Here is a 22,313-nt window from a genome sequence, read left to right as displayed (position 1 = left end):
AGCCGGGACGGGCAGAAATGTGAACCAGACGGTTGGAGTGTGATGTGAATCAAGAAGTGATCGTTGTCGGTGGGGGCGTGATCGGTCTGCTATCTGCCTATCGACTGGCGGAGGCGGGGAAGTCGGTGTCTCTGTTGGAGTCTGGCAATGTCGGCGGCGAAGCCTCCTGGGCTGGCGGCGGGATCGTTTCGCCGCTGTATCCGTGGCGCTACAGCCCGGCGGTTACGGCGCTGGCGCATTGGTCGCAGGATTTCTATCCGCAGCTCGGCGAGCGACTTCTGGAAGAGACCGGGGTGGACCCTGAGGTGCATGTGACGGGCCTCTACTGGCTCGACCTGCACGACGAGGCCGAGGCGCTGAGCTGGGCTGAGCGTTATGGCCGACCGATGCAAGCGGTGCCGATGGAGGCGGTACATCGGGCGGTGCCTTCGCTGGGCGATGGATACCAGCGGGCCGTGTATATGCAGGGAGTTGCCAATATTCGCAATCCGCGGCTGCTGCAGGCGTTGCGTGCGGCGCTGCGGCAGCTGCCCAATGTGAATGTGATCGAGCATTGCCCGGTCGAGAGCTTTCTGCAGGATGGCTCGCGGGTCGTGGGTGTGAGGACGGCGCAGGGCGATACGCGGGCTGATCACGTGGTCGTCGCGGCCGGTGCCTGGAGCGCCCAGTTGCTGGCGACTCTGGGACTGCAGATCCCGGTCAAGCCGATGAAGGGGCAGATGATTCTATTCAAGTGCGCCGAGGACTTCCTGCCGAGCATGGTGCTGGCCAAACGGCGCTATGCGATTCCGCGGCGCGACGGCCATATCCTGGTCGGCAGCACGCTGGAAGATGTCGGCTTCGACAAGACGCCGACCGAAGACGCGCTGGAAAGCCTGAGGGCAACAGCGATCGAGCTGTTGCCCGCGCTGGCCGACGCGCAAGTGGTCAAACACTGGGCAGGTCTGCGGCCCGGTTCGCCGGACGGCGTGCCTTATATAGGACCGGTGAGCGGCTTCGATGGGCTGTGGCTGAACTGCGGGCACTTCCGCAACGGGTTGGTACTGGCGCCGGCGTCCTGCCAGCTGCTGGCGGACCTGATGCTTGGCCGCGAGCCGATCGTCGATCCATCGCCTTATGCGCCAGCCGGGCGTCTTGCTGATCAGAAGGGCTGATCGGCTCTTCGCCTTGCTCCAGCTTCACGAAGTCCGGGCTTCGATCCCGCTGCCCGGACGCTGTTCTGCTAGCGACTCGCATTGCTGGTAAATTAGCCGGCACTTCGGCTCTGCCAGGCAGAGCCAGATTGGCGAGTGAGGTTTGTGTGGCGAAGAAAACCACTTCCCTGGCCGGCCTGAGCGGGCTGGTCTATTCCACCGATGCCGGCCGGCATTGTCCCGAGTGCAGTCAGCCGCTGGGCAGTTGCATCTGCAAACAAAGCGTTGTGCCCGAAGGCGACGGCATTGCACGGGTGCGCCGCGAGAGCAAGGGGCGGGGCGGCAAGACGGTGACGACCATCAGTGGCGTGCCCCTGCCGGAGAGCGAGCTCAAGGAGCTCGCCAGCGCGCTGAAACGCCGCTGCGGCACGGGCGGGGCGCTGAAGGAAGGCGTCATCGAGATTCAGGGCGATCATGTTCAGCTGCTGATTGACGAGCTGACCAAGCGTGGCTTCAAGGCCAAGAAGTCCGGCGGCTGATGTCGCTGTGATCGCCTCACCAATTTTCACCTTTTTACGCATATCGGCTGTCGAAGCCGCATAGCCTTCGCTGGGCGCATCTGCCTGAGGCGAAACGTTCAATTCTTTCCGGGAGGCTTCGATGCCCGTACGACGCACACGTAAAGATGACGGCAGCCAGTGGACCGCTGCTGACAGCCGCAGCATCTATGGCATTCGCCACTGGGGTGCCGGTTACTTCGCCATCAATGATCAGGGCAACGTCGAGGTTCGCCCGCAGGGCCCCAGCGGCGAGCCGATCGAGTTCAACGGGCTGATCGAGCAATTGCGCGAGGCGGGGCTGTCGCTGCCGCTGCTGGTGCGGTTTCCCGGCATCCTGCAGGACCGCGTGCGGCGCCTGACCGGAGCCTTCGACGCCAACATCGAGCGCATGGAGTACGCCGGCAAGTACACCGCGTTGTACCCGATCAAGGTCAATCAGCAGGAAGCGGTGGTGGAGAACATCATCGCCACGCAGAACGTTTCCATCGGCCTGGAGGCAGGCTCCAAGCCGGAGCTGATGGCGGTGCTGGCGCTGGCGCCGAAGGGCGGCACCATTGTCTGCAACGGCTACAAGGACCGCGAGTTCATCCGCCTGGCGCTGATGGGGCAGAAGCTCGGCCACAATGTGTTCATCGTCATCGAGAAGGAGTCCGAGGTCGGCCTGGTGATCGAGGAGGCCAACGAGCTCAAGCTGACCCCGCAGGTCGGCCTGCGCGTGCGCCTGTCGTCGCTGGCATCGTCCAAGTGGGCCGATACCGGTGGCGAGCGTTCCAAGTTCGGCTTGTCCGCAGCGCAGTTGCTCTCGGTGATCGAACGCTTCCGCGCCGCAGAGATGGATCAGGGCATTCGCCTGTTGCACTTCCACATGGGCTCGCAGATCGCCAACCTGGCCGACTACCGCCAGGGCTTCCGGGAAGCCATCCGCTATTACGCAGAATTGCGTGCACTCGGGCTGCCGGTGGATTACATCGATGTCGGCGGCGGCTTGGGAGTCGACTACGACGGCACCCACTCGCGCAATGCCAGTTCGATCAACTACGACATCGACGAATACGCCGGTACCGTGGTCGGCATGCTCAAGGAGTTCTGCGAGGCGCAGGGCCTGCCGCACCCGAACATTTTCTCCGAGAGCGGGCGGGCGATGACGGCGCATCATGCGGTGCTGGTCATGCAGGTCACCGACGTCGAGCGGCACAACGACGAGTTGCCGGTGATCGATAACTACGACGATCTGCCGGAAATCGTCCAGTCTCTGGCCGATCTGCTCGGCCCGACCGACCCGGAAATGGTCACCGAGACCTACTGGCGCGCCACCCATTACATGAGCGAGTCCAGCGCGCAGTACGCGTCCGGCAAGCTGACCCTGGCACAGAAGGCGCTGGCCGAGCAGAGCTATTTCGCCATCTGCCGCCGCCTGTACAACCAGCTCAAGGCCCGTCAGCGCTCGCATCGGGCGGTGCTCGACGAGCTCAACGACAAGCTGGCGGACAAGTACATCTGTAACTTCTCGGTGTTCCAGAGCCTGCCGGACACCTGGGCGATCGACCAGATCCTGCCGATCGTGCCGCTGCAGCGGTTGACCGAGGAGCCGGTGCGGCGCGCCGTGCTGCAGGATCTGACTTGCGACTCGGATGGCAAGATCAAGCACTACGTCGACGAGCAGAGCATCGAAAGCAGCATGCCGGTGCACGAGGTCGCGCCTGGCGAGGAGTACTTCCTCGGCGTGTTCCTGGTAGGTGCCTATCAGGAGATTCTTGGCGACATGCACAACCTGTTCGGCGACACCGACTCGGTGAACGTTTATCAGCGCGAGGACGGTAGCTACTACCACGCCGGCATCGAGACCCATGACACCATCGAGGACATGCTGCGCTATGTGCATCTGTCGCCCGAGGAGCTGATGACCTACTACCGCGACAAGGTGGCCGGGGCCAAGTTGAGCGCCAAGGAACGCACGCAGTACATCGACGCGCTGCGCCTGGGCCTGACGCGTTCGTCCTACCTGACGCCCTGATGGGGGCCCGGCGTCAGCCGGGCATGACGCCGAAGCCTCGTGCCATCAGTGCCGCCAGCAGGGGAATCAGCGCGAGCAGCAGCAGCTCCAGGCGGATGGACAGCTTGACCCACCTGGCGCTGCCGCTCGAGACGGTCGGCGCCTGGCCTGCCGTGAGCGCGGGGCGCCAGCGCAGAAAGGTCAGCGTCGGGTAGATGGACAGGACGGCGACGACCACGAACAAACCGACCTTGGCGTGAAAGAAGCCGTTTTTCAGATAGTAGTCCAGACCCTTGCCATAGAAGACCGCCCGGGCGATGCCGCTCGCCAGCACGGCCGCGGCCGTGATGCCAAAGGCTATGTCGATACGGAACAGGCTGCGCGCGCGCTCCAGCGTCAGCGGCTGGCGGAACAGCTGATGCTCCAGCAGCAACAGGGCAAATAGCAGGAAGATCGCCAGAAAGTGCAGGTAGGCGGCAATGGCATAGGCCATGTTCAGCGTCCTTCGGAATGTGTGGTGTCAGGCGTGCTCATGGTAAACCAGGCGCCGCGGCGCTGCAGACGCAAGGCGAGCACGCCCAGGCAGATGCCGCGCGTCAGCATGAAGGTGAGAAACGCCAGCCACAAGCCGTGATTGCCCAGCCCCTGCAGCAGCCAGCCCAGCGGTAACGTCAGCGCCACCGCCAGCAGCATGCTGTTGCGCATCTCCCGCGCGCGGGTGGCACCGATGAACAGGCCATCGAGCAGATAGCTCCAGACCGCGATCAGCGGCAATGCCGCCAGATAGGGCAAGTAGGTCAGCGCGGTCTGGCGCACTTCGGGTATGTCGGTCTGCAACTGGATGAACAGCTGGCCGCCGAACAGAAAGAACAGGCCGAAGGCGATGCTGGCCAGCAATGACCAACCCCCGGCAACCACCATCACCCGTTGCAGTGCGTTGCGGTCGCCTGCACCGATGGCATGCCCGCTCAAGGCTTCCACCGCATGGGCCAGTCCGTCGAGGGCATGCGCGGTCAGCAGCAGGCCGTTGAGCAGCAGGGCGTTGGCGGCGACTGTGGCATCGCCCAGGCGGGTGCCCTGCACCGTGACCAGGAAGAACACCAGCTGCAGTGCCAGCGAGCGCAGGAAAATGTCGCGGTTGACCGCCATCAGCGGGCGCCAGCTTGTCCAGTGCCGCAGCGCGCGAGTGTTGAGTCGGCCGGGATAACGCGCCAGGGCCTTGCGAGTAAGGGCCAGGCCAAGCAGCGCGCCGCTCCATTCGGCGATCACCGAGGCGCGCGCGGCGCCGGCCACGCCCCAGTCGAGGCCGAGCACGAACCACAGGTCCAGCGCGACATTGATCAGGTTCGTCGTCAGCAGAATGGCCAGCGGCGCGCGGGCGTTCTGCGTGCCGAGAAACCAGCCGATCAGCGCATAGCTGGCCAGCGCCGCGGGTAGGCCGAACAGGCGCGTATGGAAATAGTCACGGGTCAGGTCGTCCAGTTCCGCGGAGGGCTGTATCAGCTGCAGCGCGGCGCCCTTGAGCGGCACGCCGAGCGTGCCCAGCAGCAGGGCGAAGCCGAGGGCCAGCAACAGCCCCTGCAGGAGGATCTGGCGCAGCGCGCCGCCATCGTTGCGGCCAGCGGCCTGGGCGGCGAAGCCGGTGGTCCCCATGCGCAGGAAGCCCATCACCCACACCAGCAGCGTGTACAGGCTGCCGCCAACCGCCACCGCGCCCAGCTGGTGAGCGTGCGGCAGATGGCCGATCACACTGCTGTCCACCAGCGCTACCAGTGGCACGGACAGGTTCGACAGGATCATCGGCGCCGCCAGCGCCCACACCTTCTGATGCGTGGGCGCGTGGCGCCAGGCGGCAAGCATGCGCGACATTACCGGCCTCCGGGACGGCCCGGCACTATACGTGGCCTGTGGGAAAAGAGGAAAAACCGCAGTGCCCGGGGCGCACCGGGCGATGTGTCGGCGCGATCAGTGAATCAGCCAGCTCAGCAGCCACAAGCCGAGGAACAGCCAGACCAGCCCGCCGATGATCGAGCCGCGGAAGAATGAGCGAACGGCCGCGACCAGCAACAGCAGGCCGATAACCAGCGCGACCAGGCTCAGCAGCGAGCGGTCCATTCCCAGCGTGCGGGAAAGCCCCTCGAGGAAATTGTGTCCGGCTCTGGCAAACAGGCCGAAGAAGTCGCCCAGTCCCTCGACAATGAAACGTATGACCGCGCCCAGCGCCTGTCCCAGCCATTCGAAGAATCCTTCTACCCGCATGTATCACTCTCCTGAACGTTCGATTGCGGTGCGCAAGCGCAGCCCTGGGTATTTGGCTGCTGGCCGGGACCGAGAGTTCAATTGGTCATACCGGAACAAAGCCGCAATGGGGCGGTCGGTATGAGGCTGCGTAGTCTCTGGCGAGCCCCCCTGTGCCCCTGCCTTCATTCCATTGCAACAACTCCCGGGCAGCCTGTCCGGTATTCCCTGAGAGAGAAACCTGATGATGCGAGCCCTTGCCCGAGCGCAACTGGGACGAATCGCGACGCTGCGCCCGGCCTGGATATATGGCGGCGTTCTGTTCGGCTTGCTGTATGCCGCCCTGACGCTGCATCTGGACGAGCGCCTGTTCTATACGCTGAAAACCGCCTGGCATGAGCACAGCTGGGAGCGTCGCAGCCTGTGGCTGCCGGAATACCGGGCGAGAATCGATGCGCTGCCCGTGGCTACGGTTAAGGACAACCTGTCCGGGCTGACCTACGACGAGCGTCGCGGCCATCTGTGGGCCGTGGTCAACAACCCGGAGGAGCTGCTGGCGCTGGGTCGTGATGGTGAGTTCATCGCCCGCTATCCGCTGCAGGGCTTCGAAGATGTCGAGGGTGTGACCTATCTGGGTGACGGCCTGCTGGTGCTGACCGAAGAGCGCCAGCAGGCGCTGGTCGTGGTGCAGGTGCCGGACCTGGCCGGCCCGCTGCGCCGTGCCGAAGCGCGCTCCATCACCCTGGCCCTGAACGACGAGGACAATACCGGTTTTGAGGGCGTGGGTTACGACCGCACCGGCGATCGGCTGTTCGTGGTCAAGGAGCACTCGCCACGCAAGCTCTATGAAATACAGGGCATCAAACGCAGCCTGGCGGGCGACATGGACATCAAAATCATCGACCGCGAGGCCTGGATCGACAAGCTGGACATGGCCAGCGACCTGTCGTCGGTGCATTTCGACGAGCAGACCGGTCACCTCGTGCTGCTCAGCGACGAGGCGAAGATGATGCTGGAGCTGGATGCCGAAGGTGACCTGGTCAGCTTCCGCTCGCTATGGCGCGGTTTCGCCGGGCTTGAGCGCAGCGTACCGCAGGCCGAGGGCATGACCTTCGATGCGCAGGGCAATCTCTATCTGGTCAGCGAGCCCAATCTGTTCTACGCCTTCGAGCACGAGTGACCAGGTTAGCCACGCTGGATCAGCCAGACACCGCCGAAGATCAGCAGCAGGCCGGCCACCTTGCCCAGGCTGATGGGTGACTGACGAAAGCCGGCCCAGCCGAAGTGGTCCAGCAGCAGGGCGACGAATAGCTGACCGGCCAGCAAGAGTGCCATGAACAGCAGCGCGCCGGTGCGCGGCGCGGCGAAGGCGGCGGCGGCGATAAAGAAGGCGCCCAGCAGGCCGCCGCACCAGTGCCACCAGTGCAGGCCCTTGAGGGTCTGCAGCGCCGGGATATCGCGCTGCACTGCCACGATGACGAACAGCGCCAGTGTTCCCACGGTGAACGAAAGCAATGCCGCGCCCATGACGTTGCCGAGCTGGCGCGCCACCTGACCGTTGATCCCGGCCTGCAACGGCAGCATGGCTCCGGCAATGAACGGCAGGGTGAGCAACCACCAGGCAACAGCAGGCATTTCGGGTCTCCGGATCAGGGGCGCGACAGTATGGCGAGTGCGGCGACCGCTCGCCAGCACCCTGACAGATTCGGGCATTTCGTTCAGCGTGGTGGATACTGCGACAGCACCCGCGCCACCAGCTCGCGCATGCTGCCAGCGCGTTGCTCGGGGGTACTCTGGCGGCTGCTCAGGGTCTGCTCGGCGCTGCCACGCCAGACCAGCTTGCCATCGGTAGCGTCATACAGGTCGATCTGCAAGGTGCCGACCTGGTAGTCGATGGTGCGGGTGTCGGTGAGCATCGGTCCGCCCCAGTAGCCATACCAGGGATAACCCCATGCGCCGGATGTGGTCGTGTATTGCTGGGTTCGCTGGTCGACGATGTACCAGGCCTGCACCTGCACGCCGGCCGCGGCAGCCGCCGTGGCGGGACGCAGTCCGCGCTGGTCCAGTTGCTCGGCAATGGCGTCGCGGATGCGCTGCTCGGTGAGGTCGCTCTGTATGCGCGGGTCATCCGGCCGGTACTGCAAGGCCGGCTCCTTCCAGCTCCAGGCGCGATAGGCGGAGAAATCCCGTGTCGGATCAAAATCACGCTGCACCTGCGGGCCCTGGCAGGCGACGAGGGCGAGGAGTAGGGGAATCAGCAACAGACGGCGGAACATGATCGTTCTCCAGGGAAGGGTCTGCTCAGTCTAGGCCCGGCGCCTTCGTTCGGCGCGTAGCCACTTGCCGCACTCAGCGCGGCGGATAATCGGCCAGCGCCCGTTCGACGGCCTGGCGCACCGCATCTTGCTGCTTGGCCCTGCTGCCGCTCAGGCGCGCTTCGGCACGATTGCTCCAGACCGATTGCCCGGAGGCCGCATCGAACATCTCAATGCGCACCGAGACGACTTCCTCCTCGTAGTTGCGCACGATGGGCACGCTGGTGCCGACGCCATACCCGGTGCCGTAGCCACCGCCATAACGGCCTACGCCGACATGCGGGCCGTAGCCGTAGTTGTCGTAGGTCTGGCGGACTCGGGTTTCCTTGCTGGCGCTGGCGCTGATCCGTACATCACCCGGAGCGTTGCCCGGTGCCGGCCGCAGACCACGTTGATCGAGGGCGCCGGCGACCATTTCCTGCAGTTCTTCACCGCTGATCGAAGCCGTACCCGCTGGCGGGCTGCGCCAGCTCCAGTGCTGGTAGCTGGAGAAGTCCCGGGGCGCGGCCGGGTAGGTGGGCGCCTGGATCTGTTCCACCGGAGGGGCGGGCGGTATCGGCGCCGATTCGTCGGTATAGGGGTTCTGGCTCTGGCAGGCCGCGAGGGTAAGGCAGAGCAAGGGCATAAACGCGCGGGTCGACATGGAAACCTCCCGGCCGGCTCAGCGTGGCCGGCACAACCAGTGCAGATAGCGCCCGAGGCCGGCGAAGGTGGGATGGCGGCGGTAGGCCAGTTCCATCTCGATGAGGTCGGCCGGCTCGGTGCGGGCCTGGAAATCGGCGGGCATGTAGTCATGGAAAACGCGCACGCCACTGCTGGATTCGACCTGCCAGTGCGGCGCGAGTTGCGCGGCCAGTTCGCGTGGGTCCAGCGGTTGCTGCGGGGTCAGGCTCTGCCGCTCGCCGGCATAGGTCTGGCTGCGCAGCTTCTTGAAGTGGCCCTTGAGCAGGTTGCGGTAGATCAGCGCATCGCGGTTGTAGAAGGCCAGCGACAGCCAGCCATCGGCCGCGGTTAGGCGGTGCAGCACCGGCAGGATCGCCTGGGGCTCGGCGAGCCACTCCAGCACGGCGTGGCAGATGACCAGGTCGAAGCGGCCGTCGACATGCGTTTCCACCTCCTGCCAGGGTGCCTGGATGAAGGTGGCCTGCTGACCGGCGTCGGCGAACTGCTGGCGGGCGCCTTGCAGCATCGGTTCGGCGGGCTCGGCGAGGGTGACCGCATGGCCCTGCTGCGCCAGCCAGAGGCTCATATGGCCGAGCCCGGCGCCGATGTCCAGCACCCGCAGCGGGCGCGGCGGCAGGATCTCGGCCAGGTCGGCCTGCAGCACGGCCAGGCGGATCGCGCCCTTGGCGCCGCCGTAGATCTTCTCGGCGAAACGCGTCGCCAGCTCGTCGAAATGGCGGTCGCTCATCGGACGAAGCGCCGCTCGTTGTCGGCCAGCTTGTCCAGCAGCGCCTGTTCCATGTCGATCCCCAGCTCGCTGCACATCAGCAGCAGGTACATGAGGATGTCGCCGACCTCCTGGCCAGCGTGCTCGAGCTTGTCGGCCGATAGCTGGCGCGACTCGTCCTCGGTCTGCCACTGGAAGATTTCCACCAGCTCGGCCATTTCCACACTGGCGGCCATGGCGAGGTTCTTCGGGCTGTGAAAGCGCTGCCAGTCGTTGCGATCGCGGATCGCATGCAGGCGCTGGGTGATCTGTTCGATGTTCATCAGGGGAGGCGGGCTGTTCGAAAGACGACAAGCTTCCGCCAGTGCGTCGGCGCCCGCAAGAGGGCGTCAGCCGCGGCGGACCTTCAGCTCGCGCTCGATGGCGATCACGCCGGGGCGGTAGTCGCCCTGTTCGATGGCGCGAATGGCCTGCTCCAGCACCTGCTCGGCGATCTGCGCGTGCTGCTGGGAAATCGCGTTGACCCGGATCGGCAGGAAATCCAGCAACTGCGCATCACCGAAGGTGCCCAGCCGCAGCTGTTCGGGCCATAGCAGGTCGCGCTCGCGCAGCGCGTCGAACACGCCTTCCAGCAGCACGTAGGCGGTGGTGATCAGCGCATCGGGCAGCGCGCCGCGGTCGAGCAGGGCGAGCATCTGCGCGCGGCCGCAGGCGCGGCTGAACTGCTCGGCACGCAGGATGCTGACCGGCCCGCGGTGCTGCGCCAGTGCCTGCTGGAAACCTTCCTCGCGCTGCTGGCTGATGCGCAGCGCCGGGCGCGCGCTGATCAGGGCGACATGCGCCTCGGGCGGCACGTCCAGCGAGCGGGTCAGCTGCGCGCCGGCTTCGCGGTCGTCGCTGACCACCGAACAGAAGTGCACGGCATCCAGCGCACGGTCCAGTGCGATCACCGGCGTGCCGGTCGCCTGGACCTTGCGGTACCCGGCATCGTCCGCCGGCAGGCAGCTGGCGACGATCAGCGCATCGCAGCGTCGCGAGCGCAGCACCTGGATGACCTGGCGCTCGGTGTCCGGCTCGTCGTCGGTCCCGGCGATCAGCAACTGGTAACCGCGCTGTCGCGCACGCTGCTCGAGCAGCTTGGCCAGGCGTGCATAGCTGGGGTTTTCCAGGTCCGGCACGATGAAACCGAGGGTCCGGGACTGGCCGCGGCGCAGCCCGGCGGCCTGCTGGTCGAGCTGAAAACCCTGCTGCTCGGCGACCGCCAGCACGCGCTCGACCGTGGCTGGGCTGATCCGTCGCTGCGCGGCCTTGCCGTTGAGCACGTAGCTGGCGGTGGTTACCGAAACGTTGGCGAGGCGGGCGATGTCGGTCAGTTTCAACTGGGGGCCTAAGACGGGTGGTATGAACTCGGGCTTCTAGAATTACCCAATATTGCGTAATGTGCCAGCCTTGGCTGAAACGTTTCAGCAGCTCTCAGGTCTGAAGCGCCAGCCCAGGATTCGGGCAATGCCGGCGCATCGTCGGCCACAACAATCGCGAGCCCCGCAGGAGTTCTCCATGCTTGAGTTGAATGCGCAGCACATCCACATGCATCAGGTCGCGGCGGACAAACCGGCCGCGCTGGCCCTGCTCGGCGAGGTGCTGGTCGCCGACGGGCTGGTGGCCCCCGGCTACCTGGACGGTTTGCGCGCACGCGAAGCCCAGGGCTCGACCTTTCTCGGCCAGGGCATCGCGATCCCCCATGGCACCCCGGAAACCCGCGATCAGGTGTTCACCACGGGCGTGCGGCTGCTGCATTTTCCGGAGGGCGTCGACTGGGGCAACGGCCAGCAGGTCCACCTCGCCATCGGCATCGCCGCGCGTTCCGACGAGCATCTGCGTCTGCTGCAGCTGCTGACCCGCGCCCTCGGCGAGGGCGACCTCAGTGAGGCGCTGCAGAAGGCCGAAAGCCCCGAGGCGATCATCGCGCTGCTGCAGGGGGCGCCGCAGGAACTGGCGCTCGATGGCGAGCTGGTGGGGCTGGGCGTCGCCGCCGAGGACTTCGATGAGCTGGCCTGGCAGGGCGTCAAGCTGCTCAAGCGCGCCGAATGCGTGGTCTCCGGCTTCAATGCCGGGCTCGCGCTCGACCAGGCCTTGCCGCTGGGTGAGGGCCTCTGGTGGCTGAGCAGCGAGCAGTCGGTGCAGCGACCGGGGCTGGCGTTCGTCACACCCGCCGCGTCGCTGGATCACCATGGCCAGCCGCTCAACGGCCTGTTCGTGCTGGCCAGTCTCGGTGAAGCGCACCGGGCGATGCTCGAGCGCCTGTGCAACCTGCTGATCGAGGGGCGCGGCGCGGAGCTGAGCCAGGCGACCTCCAGTCGCACCGTGCTCGAAGCCCTGGGCGGCGACGTGCCGGCGGACTGGCCGAGCGCCCGCGTGCCGCTGGCCAATGCCCACGGCCTGCATGCCCGCCCGGCCAAGGTGCTGACCGAGGTCGCACAGGCCTTTGCCGGCGAGATCCGCGTGCGCCTGGCCGGCAGCCAGAGCGCGGGGGTGTCGGCCAAGAGCCTGAGCAAGCTGCTGGCGATGGGCTCGCATCGCGGGCAGGTGCTGGAGTTCATCGCCGAGCCCTCGATCGCCGACGATGCCTTGCCGGCGTTGGTGCGCGCGGTGGAGGAAGGGCTGGGCGAGGAAATCGAGCCGCTGCCAGTCGGCGGGGAACCGGCGGAGCCGCCAGCTGCCACCGTGCAACTGAACGAAGCCGCCCAGGACGTGCCCGCCTTGCGGGCCGGCGAGCAGGTGATCGGCATCGCCGCCTCGCCCGGCATCGCCATCGGCCCGGTGCTGGTGCGCAAGCCGCAGGCGATCGACTATCCGCGGCGCGGCGAATCGCCCGCCGTCGAGCTGCAGCGGCTCGACGCGGCGCTGGACAAGGTGTTCGCGGAAATCGGCACGCTGATCGCGCAGAGCCAGGTCGCCAGCATCCGCGACATCTTTACCACCCACCAGGCCATGCTCAGGGATCCTGCCCTGCGCGAAGAGGTGCAGGTGCGCCTGCACAAAGGCCTCAGCGCCGAGGCGGCCTGGATGGAGGAAATCGAAAGCGCGGCGCAGCAGCAGGAGGCGCTGCATGACCAGCTGCTCGCCGAGCGTGCGGCCGACCTACGCGACGTGGGCCGCCGCGTGCTGGCCAGCCTGGCCGGTGTCGAAGCCGAGCAGGCCCCGGATGAGCCCTACATTCTGGTGATGGACGAGGTGGCGCCGTCGGACGTCGCCACCCTCAATGCCCAGCGCGTCGCCGGCATTCTCACCGCCGGCGGCGGCGCCACGTCGCACAGCGCCATCATTGCCCGGGCCCTGGGTATTCCGGCCATCGTCGGCGCGGGGGCCGGTGTGCTCGGCCTGGCGCCCAACACCCTGCTGCTACTCGATGGCGAGCGCGGTGAGCTGCTGGTGGCGCCGAGCGATACGCAGCTCGAACAGGCCCGGGGCGAGCGCGCCGCGCGGGAGGAACGCAAGCGCCTGGCCCATGAGCGACGTCTGGAGCCGGCGATCACCCGTGACGGCCATCCGGTGGAGATCGCTGCCAACATCGGCGCCGCCGGCGAGACGCCCGAGGCGGTGGCGCTCGGTGCCGAGGGCATCGGCCTGCTGCGCACCGAGCTGGTGTTCATGAACCACGCTCAGGCGCCGGATCAGGCGACCCAGGAAGCCGAATACCGCCGTGTGCTGGAAGCCCTCGAAGGCCGGCCCCTGGTGGTGCGCACGCTCGATGTCGGCGGCGACAAGCCGCTGCCGTACTGGCCGATGCCGGCCGAGGAGAACCCCTTCCTCGGTGTGCGCGGCATTCGCCTGAGCCTGCAGCGCCCAGACATCCTCGAAACCCAGCTGCGTGCCTTGCTCGCCTCCGCCGACGGCCGGCCGCTGCGGATCATGTTTCCCATGGTCGGCAATATCGAGGAATGGCGCACCGCCAAGGCGCTGGTCGATCGCCTGCGCGTCGAATTGCCAGTGGCCGACCTGCAGGTGGGCATCATGATCGAGATCCCGTCCGCCGCGCTGATCGCGCCGGTGCTGGCGCAGGAAGTCGATTTTTTCAGCATCGGTACCAACGATCTGACCCAGTACACGCTGGCAATCGACCGCGGCCACCCGACGCTGTCCGGCCAGGCCGATGGGCTGCACCCGGCCGTGTTGCGCCTGATCGGTATGACGGTGGAAGCCGCCCACGCGCAGGACAAATGGGTCGGCGTCTGCGGCGAACTGGCCGCCGATGCGCTGGCAATACCCATGCTGGTGGGGCTGGGCGTTGACGAGTTGAGCGTGTCGGCGCGCAGCATCGCGCTGGTCAAGGCGCGGGTGCGCGAGCTGGACTTCGCCGCTTGCCAGAGGCTGGCTCAGCAGGCCCTGATGTTGCCCGGCGCCCATGAAGTGCGCGCCTTCGTCGGGGAGCACTGCTGATGGCGCGCATACTGACTGTCACCCTCAATCCCGCGCTCGATCTCACCGTGCAGCTGCCCGCGCTGCGTCTGGGTGAAGTCAATCGCAGCGACAACCTGCAGGTGCATGCCGCGGGCAAGGGGCTCAACGTTGCCCAGGTCCTAGCCGATCTCGGCCATCAGCTGACCGTGACCGGCTTTCTCGGCGAAGCCAATGCCCAGCCTTTCGAGCAGCTGTTCGCCGCGCGGGGCTTTGCCGACGAATTCGTCCGCGTGGCGGGCGAGACCCGCAGCAACATCAAGCTGGCCGAGGCGGATGGGCGAATTACCGATATCAATGGCCCGGGGCTGGAGGTCGGTGCCGCCCAGCGCGACGAGCTGCTAGCCCGCCTCGAACGCATGGTGCCTGGCCATGAGCTGGTCGTGGTGGCCGGCAGCCTGCCGCGCGGCGTCGAGGCTCCGTGGTTCGTCGAGCTGCTGCAGCAGCTCGCGCGGCTCGGTGCGCGTGTTGCGCTGGACACCAGTGGCCCGGCGCTGCGCGAAGGGCTGGCCCTGTCACCCTGGCTGATCAAGCCCAACGAAGAAGAGCTGGCCCAGGCCCGCGACCTCGATCCGGCCGACGCGCAGGCCCTGGCCGACGAGGCGCGCCGCCTGAATGCCCGCATCGAGCATGTCGTGATGTCCCAGGGCGCCGCGGGGGTCAGCTGGTTTTCGCCGGCAGCCGCCTGGCATGCCCAGCCGCCCAAGGTGCGGGTGGTCAGCACCGTGGGCGCCGGGGATTCGCTGCTGGCCGGCATGCTCCACGGCTTGCTGGCGGGTTGGCCGGCCGAGCGAACGCTGGCGCATGCCACGGCGATTGCCGCTCAGGCCGTCGGGCAGGTTGGCTTCGGTATCACTGATCGGGCGCAACTGGCCGAGCTTGAAGCGGCCGTGCGGCTGCAGCCGCTCAGCCAATAATTACAAGAGGTGAAGGAATGAATCTGCTCATCATCACGGCCTGCCCCAACGGAATGGTCACCAGCGTGCTGACCTCGCGCTTGCTCGAAGCCGCGGCTCATCGCCTGGGCTGGTCGACCGCCGTGGAAGTCCACGACCCCAAGGCCATCGGTTCGCCGCTCACGGCCGCGCAGATCGCCAACGCCGATCTGGTGGTGGTGGTGAAAACCGGGCCATTGTCGCTGCAACGCTTCGTCGGCAAGCGTGTCGTGCAGTCGACCCCGTCCGAGGCCCTGCTCGACCCGGAAGGCTTCCTGCGCAGCGCCGCCGATACCGCGACCGAATTGCAGCCGGTCGACGAAGCCGACGCCGCGCCGTCCGCCGGCAAACCCAGGCTGGTGGCCATCACCGCATGCCCGACCGGCGTGGCGCACACCTTCATGGCCGCCGAGGCGCTGCAGCAGGCCGCCGCGCGCAAGGGCTACGACCTGCAGGTGGAGACGCGTGGCTCGGTGGGCGCGCGCAACGTGCTCGACCCCCAGGCCATCGAGGAAGCCGACGCGGTGCTGCTGGCGACCGATATCGAGGTGGATGTCACCCGTTTCGCCGGCAAGCGCGTGTTCCGCTGCGGCACCGGTGTCGCACTGAAGCAACCGGAGGCGACGCTGGATCGTGCGCTGCAGGAAGCGGCCGTGCTCGGCGGTGGCGTCACGGCAAGTGCCGCTACGGGAGAGCAGAAAGCGGAGAAGACCGGTGTCTACAAGCACCTGCTGACCGGGGTGTCCTACATGCTGCCGATGGTGGTGGCGGGCGGTCTGTTGATCGCCCTGTCGTTCGTCTTCGGCATCGAGGCGTTCAAGGAGGAGGGCACGCTAGCCGCTGCCTTGATGAAGATCGGCGGCGAAACCGCTTTCCAGCTGATGGTGCCGCTGCTGGCCGGTTACATCGCCTATTCCATCGCCGACCGCCCGGGCCTGGCGCCCGGCATGATCGGCGGCTTGCTGGCCGGCACGCTCGGCGCGGGCTTCATTGGCGGCATCATCGCCGGTTTCGTCGCCGGCTATGCGGCCAAGGCGGTGAGTCGCTGGATTCCACTGCCGGCCAGCATCGAGTCGCTCAAGCCGATCCTGATCATTCCGCTGCTGGCCAGCCTGGTGACGGGCCTGGTGATGATCTACATCGTCGGCACGCCGGTGGCGAAGCTGCTCGCCGGGCTCACCGAGTTCCTCGACACCATGGGCACCTCCAACGCGATCCTGCTCGGGCTGCTGCTGGGCACCATGATGTGCGTCGATCTCGGCGGTCCGGTGAACAAGGCGGCCTATGCCTTCTCCGTCGGGCTGCTTGCCTCGCAAAGCTACGCTCCGATGGCGGCGACCATGGCCGCCGGCATGGTGCCGCCGATCGGCATGGGCATCGCCACGCTGATCGCCCGGCGCAAGTTCGCCCAGACCGAGCGCGAAGCCGGCAAGGCCGCGCTGGTGCTGGGGTGCTGCTTCATCTCCGAGGGCGCGATTCCCTTCGCTGCCAAGGACCCGCTGCGGGTGATTCCTGCCAGCATCGCCGGCGGTGCGCTGACCGGCGCGCTGTCCATGGCGTTCGGTGCCAAGCTGCTGGCGCCCCATGGCGGCCTCTTCGTGCTGCTGATCCCCAACGCGATCAACCATGCATTGCTCTACCTGGTCGCGATCCTGGCCGGGAGCCTGCTGACCGGGGTGGTCTACGCGCTGATCAAGCGGCCGGAAGTACAGGGCATGCTGGTGGAGGCGAGGGCCTGACTCGTCGAAGGTTGACGGCCATCAGTGCAAAGGGCATGGCGCGGTTCACACTGTTAGTCACCAGCAGAAGGAGCCACGCCATGTCCCGATTCGATCCCCAGCAAGCCCTCGAGCGTCTGAGCAGTGACTACCTGCAGCGTGCCGCGGCGCTGCGCCGCGACCTGGCCCGCGAGCGCGAGCACGATTCGGCGGAGCAGGCCCAGGAGCGGCAGAACGACGACGTATTGCGCGGCCTGCTGATCGAGGCCGAAGAAGAGTTGCGCCGCGTTGGCCTGGCGCGCCAACGCCTGGCACAGGGCCGTTACGGCGAATGCCAGCGCTGCGGTGAACCGATTGAAGAGGCGCGCCTACGGGCGATGCCGGCGGCCGAGTATTGTGTGGCTTGTGCCGACATCGCTCAGCAGGATCGACCCTGAGCTGGGCGATTACTGTCCGGCTCGACGCACTGCTGTTCAACGTGCTGCTCCAGACGCGGGGATTTACTTTGCAGGCTGGAGGTCAGGCTGTTCAGAAACTTTGTCGCCTGGGTCTGATCAGCAAAGCGTCGCGCGCCGTTCAGCGAGCCGGTGTAGCTGCCGTTACTGGCGGCATAGCAGTGCTGGTTGTTGTCGCAGCTGAGGGCTACGACCCAGTAAGGGCTGTTGATCAGCGTCCCAGCCTGGGCGGCAGGGATTAGCAGAGCAAGCAGGAACATCAGACGACGCATGGCATAGCTCCAGGGAGATAAGCGCTGAACATAGCTCAGCGCGTGTCCTCGGCTTGTGTGGCGGTTCTCAGTGATGCTCGCGGGTGGCGCGGAATTTCACGTCCGGCCAGCGCTCTTCCATCAGGCTCAGGTTCACCCGGGTCGGCGCCAGGTAGGTCAGGTGGCCGCCGCCGTCGACGGCGAGGTTCTCGTAGGCCTTGTCCTTGAACTCCTTGAGCTTCTTCTCGTCGCTGCACTCGATCCAGCGCGCCGACCAGACGTTGATCGCCTCATACGCGCACTCGACCTTGTATTCCTCCTTCAGGCGGCTGGCGACGACGTCGAACTGCAGCACGCCCACCGCGCCGAGGATGATGTCGTTGTTGCGCTCGGGGAAGAACACCTGGGTGGCGCCTTCCTCGGCCAGTTCCTGCAGGCCCTGGCGCAGCTGCTTGGATTTGAGCGGGTCCTTCAGGCGCACGCGGCGGAACAGTTCCGGGGCGAAGTGCGGGATGCCGGTGAAGCCCAGCACTTCGCCCTCGGTGAAGGTATCGCCGATCTGGATGGTGCCGTGGTTGTGCAGGCCGATGATGTCGCCGGCCCAGGCTTCCTCCAGCATCTCCCGCTCGCTGGAGAAGAAGGTCAGCGCGTCGGCGATCTTCAGGTCCTTCTTGATGCGCACGTGGCGCATCTTCATGCCTTTCTCGTACTTGCCCGAGCAGATGCGCATGAAGGCGATACGGTCGCGGTGCTTGGGGTCCATGTTCGCCTGGATCTTGAACACGAAGCCTGTGAATTTCTCCTCGACCGGCTCCACGGTGCGCTCGTTGGCGACGCGCGCCAGCGGCTTCGGTGCCCAGTCGACGACGGCGTCCAGCACATGGTCGACGCCGAAGTTGCCCAGTGCGGTGCCGAAGAACACCGGCGTCATCTCGCCTTTGAGGAAGGCGTTCTTGTCGAACTCGTGGCAGGCGCCCTGGACCAGCTCCAGCTGCTCGACGAAATCGTCGTACATGTCACCCAGATGCGCGCGGGCCTCGTCGGAGTCCAGCTTGTCGATGACCCGCGTCTCGATGCGTTCGTGGCCATGACCGGGCACGAATACGATGATGCGGTCCTCGGCCAGGTGGTACACGCCCTTGAAGTCGCGATAGCAGCCGATCGGCCAGGTGATCGGCGCGGCCTTGATCTTCAGTACTGCTTCGATCTCGTCGAGCAGCTCGATCGGGTCGCGGATGTCGCGGTCGAGCTTGTTGATGAAGCTGACGATCGGCGTATCCCGCAGGCGGCACACGTCCATCAGTGCGATGGTGCGCGGCTCCACACCTTTACCGCCGTCGAGCACCATCAGCGCCGAATCCACCGCGGTCAGGGTGCGGTAGGTGTCTTCGGAGAAGTCCTCGTGGCCAGGGGTGTCGAGCAGGTTGATCATGTGCTCGCGGTAGGGGAACTGCATCACCGAGGTGGTGATGGAGATGCCGCGCTGCTTCTCCATTTCCATCCAGTCGGAGGTGGCGTGGCGGTCGGATTTGCGCGACTTCACCGTACCGGCGACGGCGATCGCCTTGCCCATCAGCAGCAGCTTTTCGGTGATGGTGGTCTTGCCCGCATCGGGGTGCGAGATGATGGCGAAGGTACGGCGCTTCGCGACTTCGGCGGCCTGAGTGGTCATCGGTATTAAGGAACCCGTCGACGAGTAGTCGGTCTGTCAAAAAAGGCGGCGATTATAGCGGCAAATGGATTTTCCTGCGGCCCGCACGGCAGCGGAAATCGGCGGTTTTGTGCAGTTTCTAGGACGCTTTGTTTTGAATCGACAACAACTCGAAACGGATGCGTAATCGGGACGTTTTTTTGATTGATCTATGCCCCCCTTGGTCCTAAAGTTCGCGCCCGAACGTCCATGCTGGCAACGATCCATCCGGCTCAAGTACTGACGACGAGAGATCCACCGTGATACTCGGCGACATGCCTTGGGAAGTAGGCGAACCAAAGTGGGGAAACTGATCAGGCGTTCTTGTCAGGGCTGATGCCCTCCACCCCTCATCCGACTTTTGTTTCCCGTATTTGGAGTCCCACGCATGACGGTCAAGATCGAAGACTATTTCCCTCGCGCCACCTTCCAGAAGATGAAGGCGTTCGCCGACCAGCACGAAACCCCGTTCGTGGTGATCGACACCGAAACCATCAGCAAGGCCTACGATGACCTGCGCGCTGGTTTCGAATTCGCCAAGGTGTATTACGCGGTCAAGGCCAACCCGGCGGTGGAAATCATCGACCTGCTGCGTGACAAGGGTTCGAGCTTCGACATCGCCTCGATCTACGAGCTGGACAAGGTCATGTCCCGCGGCGTCGGCCCGGAGCGCATCAGCTACGGCAACACCATCAAGAAATCCAAGGACATCCGCTACTTCTTCGAGAAGGGCGTGCGCATGTTCGCCACCGACTCCGAAGCCGACCTGCGCAATATCGCCAAGGCCGCGCCGGGCTCGAAGGTCTACGTACGCATCCTCACCGAAGGCTCGACCACGGCCGACTGGCCGCTGTCGCGCAAGTTCGGCTGCCAGACCGACATGGCCATGGACCTGCTGATTCTCGCTCGCCAGCTGGGCCTGGTGCCTTACGGCATTTCCTTCCACGTCGGCTCGCAGCAGCGTGACATCTCCGTGTGGGACGCGGCCATCGCCAAGGTCAAGGTGATCTTCGAGCGCCTGAAGGAAGAAGACGGCATCGAGCTGAAGATGATCAACATGGGTGGCGGCTTCCCGGCCAACTACATCACCCGCACCAACAGCCTGGAAACCTATGCCGAGGAGATCATCCGCTTCCTCAAGGAAGACTTCGGCGACGACCTGCCGGAAATCATCCTCGAGCCGGGCCGCTCGCTGATCGCCAACGCCGGCATCCTGGTCAGCGAAGTGGTGCTGGTGGCGCGCAAGTCGCGTACCGCGGTCGAGCGCTGGGTCTATGTCGACGTGGGCAAGTTCAGCGGTCTGATCGAAACCATGGACGAGTCCATCAAGTTTCCGATCTACGCCGAGAAGAAGGGCGAAGTGGAGGAAGTGGTGATCGCCGGGCCGACCTGCGACAGCGCCGACATCATGTACGAGAACTACAAGTACGGCCTGCCTTTGAACCTGGCCATCGGTGACCGCCTGTACTGGCTATCCACCGGCGCCTACACCACCAGCTACAGCGCGGTGGAATTCAACGGCTTCCCGCCGCTGAAGGCTTACTACATCTAAGCCTTAGTCGCTGCACGAACGCCCCGCCATGCGGGGCGTTTTCGTTTCCGCCTTTCGCTCACCGCGCCCCGGCGCGTAGCTCGTCGCGTCGCTGCGCATAGGCCTCGACGATATCGGCGATCAGTGGCAGCTCGGCCGCCTGCAGGCTGGCCAGCGCGGTCTCGATAAACCTGAGATGGCCGAGCCGCAACGCGCGCTCCAGCCAGCCGCGGGCCTGCTCCCATTGGCCCTGTGCCAGCAATACGGCAGCGTGGCTGAACTGCCCGCGGAAGTCACCGGCTTCGGCCGAGCGTGCATACCAGGCATGTGCCTCGGTGACATCCCGGGCCACGCCGCAGCCGTCTTCGAGGCAGCGGCCGGTCAGGTTCATCGACTTGGCATGACCAAGCTCGGCAGCCTGACGATAGAGCCGGTAGGCGGTCGTGTGGTCCTGCACCACGCCACGCCCTGTGGCCAGCAGGTTGGCCAGGTTGTACATGCCCCAATCCAGGCCCAGATCGGCGGCGCGCCGGTAGTAGTCGGCGGCGCGCGTCGGGTCGGCGGCGCAACCCCAGCCGTGCTCGTGGCAGCGTCCGGCCATGTTGCAGGCCATGGCATGTCCGCGTTCGGCGGCGATGTCGAACCAGGTCAGGGCCAGCGTCGGGTCGGCCTGGATGCCGTGGCCTTCCAGCAGGATCTGGCCGAGCAGCGCCTGGGCCTCGACTTCGCCGGCCGCGGCAGCCGCCAGCACCAGCCGCGCGGCACGCTGCGGCTGCTCGGCGAGATCGTCCAGCTGGGTCGTGTCGAGGGCTTCCTCGCGGCGCAGAAGAAGGCGCATCAGACCTCGACCCAGCGGCGCAGCAGGTTGTGGTAGGTGCCGGTCAGTTGCACCAGGGATGGGTGGTCCGGCACATCGGCGGTCAGCTGCTGGATGGCCTGATCCATCTCGTAGAGCAGCGTGCGCTGGGCATCCTCGCGCACCAGGCTTTGAATCCAGAAGAACGAGGCCAGCCGTGCGCCGCGGGTCACCGGCTCGACCTTGTGCAGGCTGGTGCTGGGGTAGAGCACCATGTCGCCGGCAGCGAACTTCACCCGCTGCGTGCCATAGGTGTCCTGGATCACCAGGTCGCCGCCGTCGTATTCGTCGGGATCGCTGAAGAACAGCGTGGCGGACAGGTCGGTGCGCACGCGTTCGGCGCTGTTGCGCACCTGCCGCACCGCATTGTCGATGTGATAGCCGAACTCGCCACCGGCCGTGTAGCAGTTGAACAGGGGCGGGAAGACCTTGCTCGGCAGCGCGGCGGACATGAACTGCGGATGTTGCCAGAGACGCTGCAGCATGGCTTCGGCGATTTCGCGCGCCAGTGGATCATCCTCCGCCAGCTGCAGGTTGTGTTTCGCCCTGGCCGATTGGTAGCCGGCGGTGACGCGGCCGTCACGCCAGTCGGCCTGTTCCAGTGCGGTGCGGATACGGTCGGTTTCTTCTCGGGAAAACACATTGGCAATGCGTAGCAGCATGGATCACCGGAGGGGTTGGAAAGAGCAAATGATATTAGTTTGCATTTGGGTGTTTCAGAATGCGGCAGAATGTATCAGAATGCTACCTGCTAATAATAGCAATTCGCAGTTGCATCAACTTTCCAAGG

At 65.7% G+C, this 22,313-nt stretch carries 22 protein-coding genes; 9 read left to right on the top strand and 13 right to left on the bottom strand.

Going from position 1 to position 22,313, the window contains the following annotated elements; all coding sequences use genetic code 11:
* Window positions 1-44 precede the first annotated feature (44 nt).
* The 3 genes from thiO to speA all read left to right on the top strand — a co-directional run bounded on the left by thiO (window position 45) and on the right by speA (window position 3,707).
* Window positions 45-1,154 (top strand): glycine oxidase ThiO, encoded by a 1,110-nt coding sequence (gene thiO, locus NAO55_RS14025; protein WP_102840529.1) that lies wholly within the window; start codon window positions 45-47, stop codon window positions 1,152-1,154.
* Window positions 1,155-1,300: 146 nt separating this feature from the next.
* On the top strand, window positions 1,301-1,672 hold the full coding sequence (locus NAO55_RS14020) for a translation initiation factor Sui1 (RefSeq protein WP_102840530.1): 372 nt from the start codon (window positions 1,301-1,303) through the stop codon (window positions 1,670-1,672).
* Window positions 1,673-1,793: 121 nt separating this feature from the next.
* Window positions 1,794-3,707: an arginine decarboxylase gene (gene speA / locus NAO55_RS14015; protein ID WP_102840531.1), complete on the top strand. Its 1,914-nt coding sequence runs from the start codon at window positions 1,794-1,796 to the stop codon at window positions 3,705-3,707.
* 13 nt (window positions 3,708-3,720) lie between these two features.
* Here speA and NAO55_RS14010 read toward each other — a convergent pair whose 3' ends face one another.
* The 3 genes from NAO55_RS14010 to NAO55_RS14000 form a co-directional block, all read right to left on the bottom strand.
* The gene (locus tag NAO55_RS14010; RefSeq protein ID WP_102840532.1) at window positions 3,721-4,179 is read right to left on the bottom strand and encodes a DUF2214 family protein; all 459 of its coding nucleotides are present in this window, start codon (window positions 4,177-4,179) and stop codon (window positions 3,721-3,723) included.
* 2 nt (window positions 4,180-4,181) lie between these two features.
* Window positions 4,182-5,555 (bottom strand): MATE family efflux transporter, encoded by a 1,374-nt coding sequence (locus NAO55_RS14005; RefSeq protein WP_102840533.1) that lies wholly within the window; start codon window positions 5,553-5,555, stop codon window positions 4,182-4,184.
* Between the two features lie 96 nt (window positions 5,556-5,651).
* Entirely contained in the window at window positions 5,652-5,945 is a 294-nt protein-coding gene (locus tag NAO55_RS14000) for a hypothetical protein (protein ID WP_063544321.1), read from the bottom strand.
* Between the two features lie 226 nt (window positions 5,946-6,171).
* Between NAO55_RS14000 and NAO55_RS13995 the strand changes: the two genes are divergently transcribed.
* Window positions 6,172-7,104 carry an SdiA-regulated domain-containing protein gene (locus tag NAO55_RS13995; RefSeq protein ID WP_102840945.1) on the top strand — a complete coding sequence of 311 codons (933 nt, stop codon included), beginning with the start codon at window positions 6,172-6,174 and terminating at the stop codon, window positions 7,102-7,104.
* A gap of 5 nt (window positions 7,105-7,109) precedes the next feature.
* Here NAO55_RS13995 and NAO55_RS13990 read toward each other — a convergent pair whose 3' ends face one another.
* From NAO55_RS13990 to cra, 6 genes are all read right to left on the bottom strand, one after another.
* Window positions 7,110-7,559, bottom strand: coding sequence for a DMT family transporter (locus NAO55_RS13990; RefSeq protein ID WP_102840534.1), 450 nt, complete (start codon window positions 7,557-7,559; stop codon window positions 7,110-7,112).
* An 83-nt stretch (window positions 7,560-7,642) separates the two neighbouring features.
* Window positions 7,643-8,200, bottom strand: a complete 558-nt coding sequence (locus tag NAO55_RS13985; protein ID WP_102840535.1) for a DUF4136 domain-containing protein — start codon at window positions 8,198-8,200, stop codon at window positions 7,643-7,645.
* A 73-nt stretch (window positions 8,201-8,273) separates the two neighbouring features.
* The gene (locus NAO55_RS13980) at window positions 8,274-8,882 is read right to left on the bottom strand and encodes a DUF4136 domain-containing protein (RefSeq protein ID WP_102840536.1); all 609 of its coding nucleotides are present in this window, start codon (window positions 8,880-8,882) and stop codon (window positions 8,274-8,276) included.
* An 18-nt stretch (window positions 8,883-8,900) separates the two neighbouring features.
* Window positions 8,901-9,650 (bottom strand): methyltransferase domain-containing protein, encoded by a 750-nt coding sequence (locus NAO55_RS13975; RefSeq protein ID WP_045159211.1) that lies wholly within the window; start codon window positions 9,648-9,650, stop codon window positions 8,901-8,903.
* On the bottom strand, window positions 9,647-9,952 hold the full coding sequence (locus NAO55_RS13970) for a nucleotide pyrophosphohydrolase (RefSeq protein WP_013981886.1): 306 nt from the start codon (window positions 9,950-9,952) through the stop codon (window positions 9,647-9,649). Before NAO55_RS13970 ends, NAO55_RS13975 begins: the two co-directional genes overlap by 4 nt.
* 66 nt (window positions 9,953-10,018) lie before the next feature.
* The gene (gene cra, locus NAO55_RS13965; RefSeq protein WP_102840537.1) at window positions 10,019-11,008 is read right to left on the bottom strand and encodes a catabolite repressor/activator; all 990 of its coding nucleotides are present in this window, start codon (window positions 11,006-11,008) and stop codon (window positions 10,019-10,021) included.
* A 178-nt stretch (window positions 11,009-11,186) separates the two neighbouring features.
* Here cra and ptsP point away from each other — a divergent pair, with 178 nt between their 5' ends.
* The 4 genes from ptsP to NAO55_RS13945 all read left to right on the top strand — a co-directional run bounded on the left by ptsP (window position 11,187) and on the right by NAO55_RS13945 (window position 17,177).
* Window positions 11,187-14,069, top strand: a complete 2,883-nt coding sequence (ptsP, locus tag NAO55_RS13960) for a phosphoenolpyruvate--protein phosphotransferase (RefSeq protein WP_102840538.1) — start codon at window positions 11,187-11,189, stop codon at window positions 14,067-14,069.
* Window positions 14,069-15,004 (top strand): 1-phosphofructokinase, encoded by a 936-nt coding sequence (pfkB, locus tag NAO55_RS13955; protein ID WP_102840539.1) that lies wholly within the window; start codon window positions 14,069-14,071, stop codon window positions 15,002-15,004. The genes ptsP and pfkB overlap by 1 nt, the downstream gene beginning before the upstream one ends.
* Before the next feature lie 17 nt (window positions 15,005-15,021).
* The gene (locus NAO55_RS13950) at window positions 15,022-16,761 is read left to right on the top strand and encodes a PTS fructose-like transporter subunit IIB (protein WP_102840540.1); all 1,740 of its coding nucleotides are present in this window, start codon (window positions 15,022-15,024) and stop codon (window positions 16,759-16,761) included.
* An 80-nt stretch (window positions 16,762-16,841) separates the two neighbouring features.
* The gene (locus NAO55_RS13945; RefSeq protein ID WP_102840541.1) at window positions 16,842-17,177 is read left to right on the top strand and encodes a TraR/DksA family transcriptional regulator; all 336 of its coding nucleotides are present in this window, start codon (window positions 16,842-16,844) and stop codon (window positions 17,175-17,177) included.
* On the opposite strand, the gene NAO55_RS13940 is transcribed toward NAO55_RS13945, so the two are convergent.
* Complete coding sequence (locus tag NAO55_RS13940) at window positions 17,159-17,467, bottom strand: hypothetical protein (RefSeq protein WP_102840542.1); 309 nt, start codon at window positions 17,465-17,467, stop codon at window positions 17,159-17,161. The genes NAO55_RS13945 and NAO55_RS13940 overlap by 19 nt on opposite strands.
* Window positions 17,468-17,534: 67 nt before the next feature.
* Entirely contained in the window at window positions 17,535-19,118 is a 1,584-nt protein-coding gene (locus NAO55_RS13935) for a peptide chain release factor 3 (protein WP_102840543.1), read from the bottom strand.
* 406 nt (window positions 19,119-19,524) lie between these two features.
* Here NAO55_RS13935 and NAO55_RS13930 point away from each other — a divergent pair, with 406 nt between their 5' ends.
* Window positions 19,525-20,688, top strand: coding sequence for a type III PLP-dependent enzyme (locus NAO55_RS13930; RefSeq protein ID WP_102840544.1), 1,164 nt, complete (start codon window positions 19,525-19,527; stop codon window positions 20,686-20,688).
* 58 nt (window positions 20,689-20,746) lie between these two features.
* Here the strand turns inward: NAO55_RS13930 and NAO55_RS13925 are convergent, their stop codons facing one another.
* Window positions 20,747-21,505, bottom strand: coding sequence for a tetratricopeptide repeat protein (locus NAO55_RS13925; RefSeq protein WP_102840545.1), 759 nt, complete (start codon window positions 21,503-21,505; stop codon window positions 20,747-20,749).
* Window positions 21,505-22,185, bottom strand: a complete 681-nt coding sequence (locus NAO55_RS13920; RefSeq protein WP_102840546.1) for a Fe2+-dependent dioxygenase — start codon at window positions 22,183-22,185, stop codon at window positions 21,505-21,507. Before NAO55_RS13920 ends, NAO55_RS13925 begins: the two co-directional genes overlap by 1 nt.
* Between the last annotated feature and the right edge of the window lie 128 nt (window positions 22,186-22,313).

It is taken from the genome of Stutzerimonas frequens (genome assembly GCF_024448335.1).
Classification (GTDB): Bacteria; Pseudomonadota; Gammaproteobacteria; order Pseudomonadales; family Pseudomonadaceae; genus Stutzerimonas; species Stutzerimonas frequens.
Note: the sequence above shows the minus strand (reverse complement) of the source record. Positions and strands in the feature narration are given on the sequence as shown.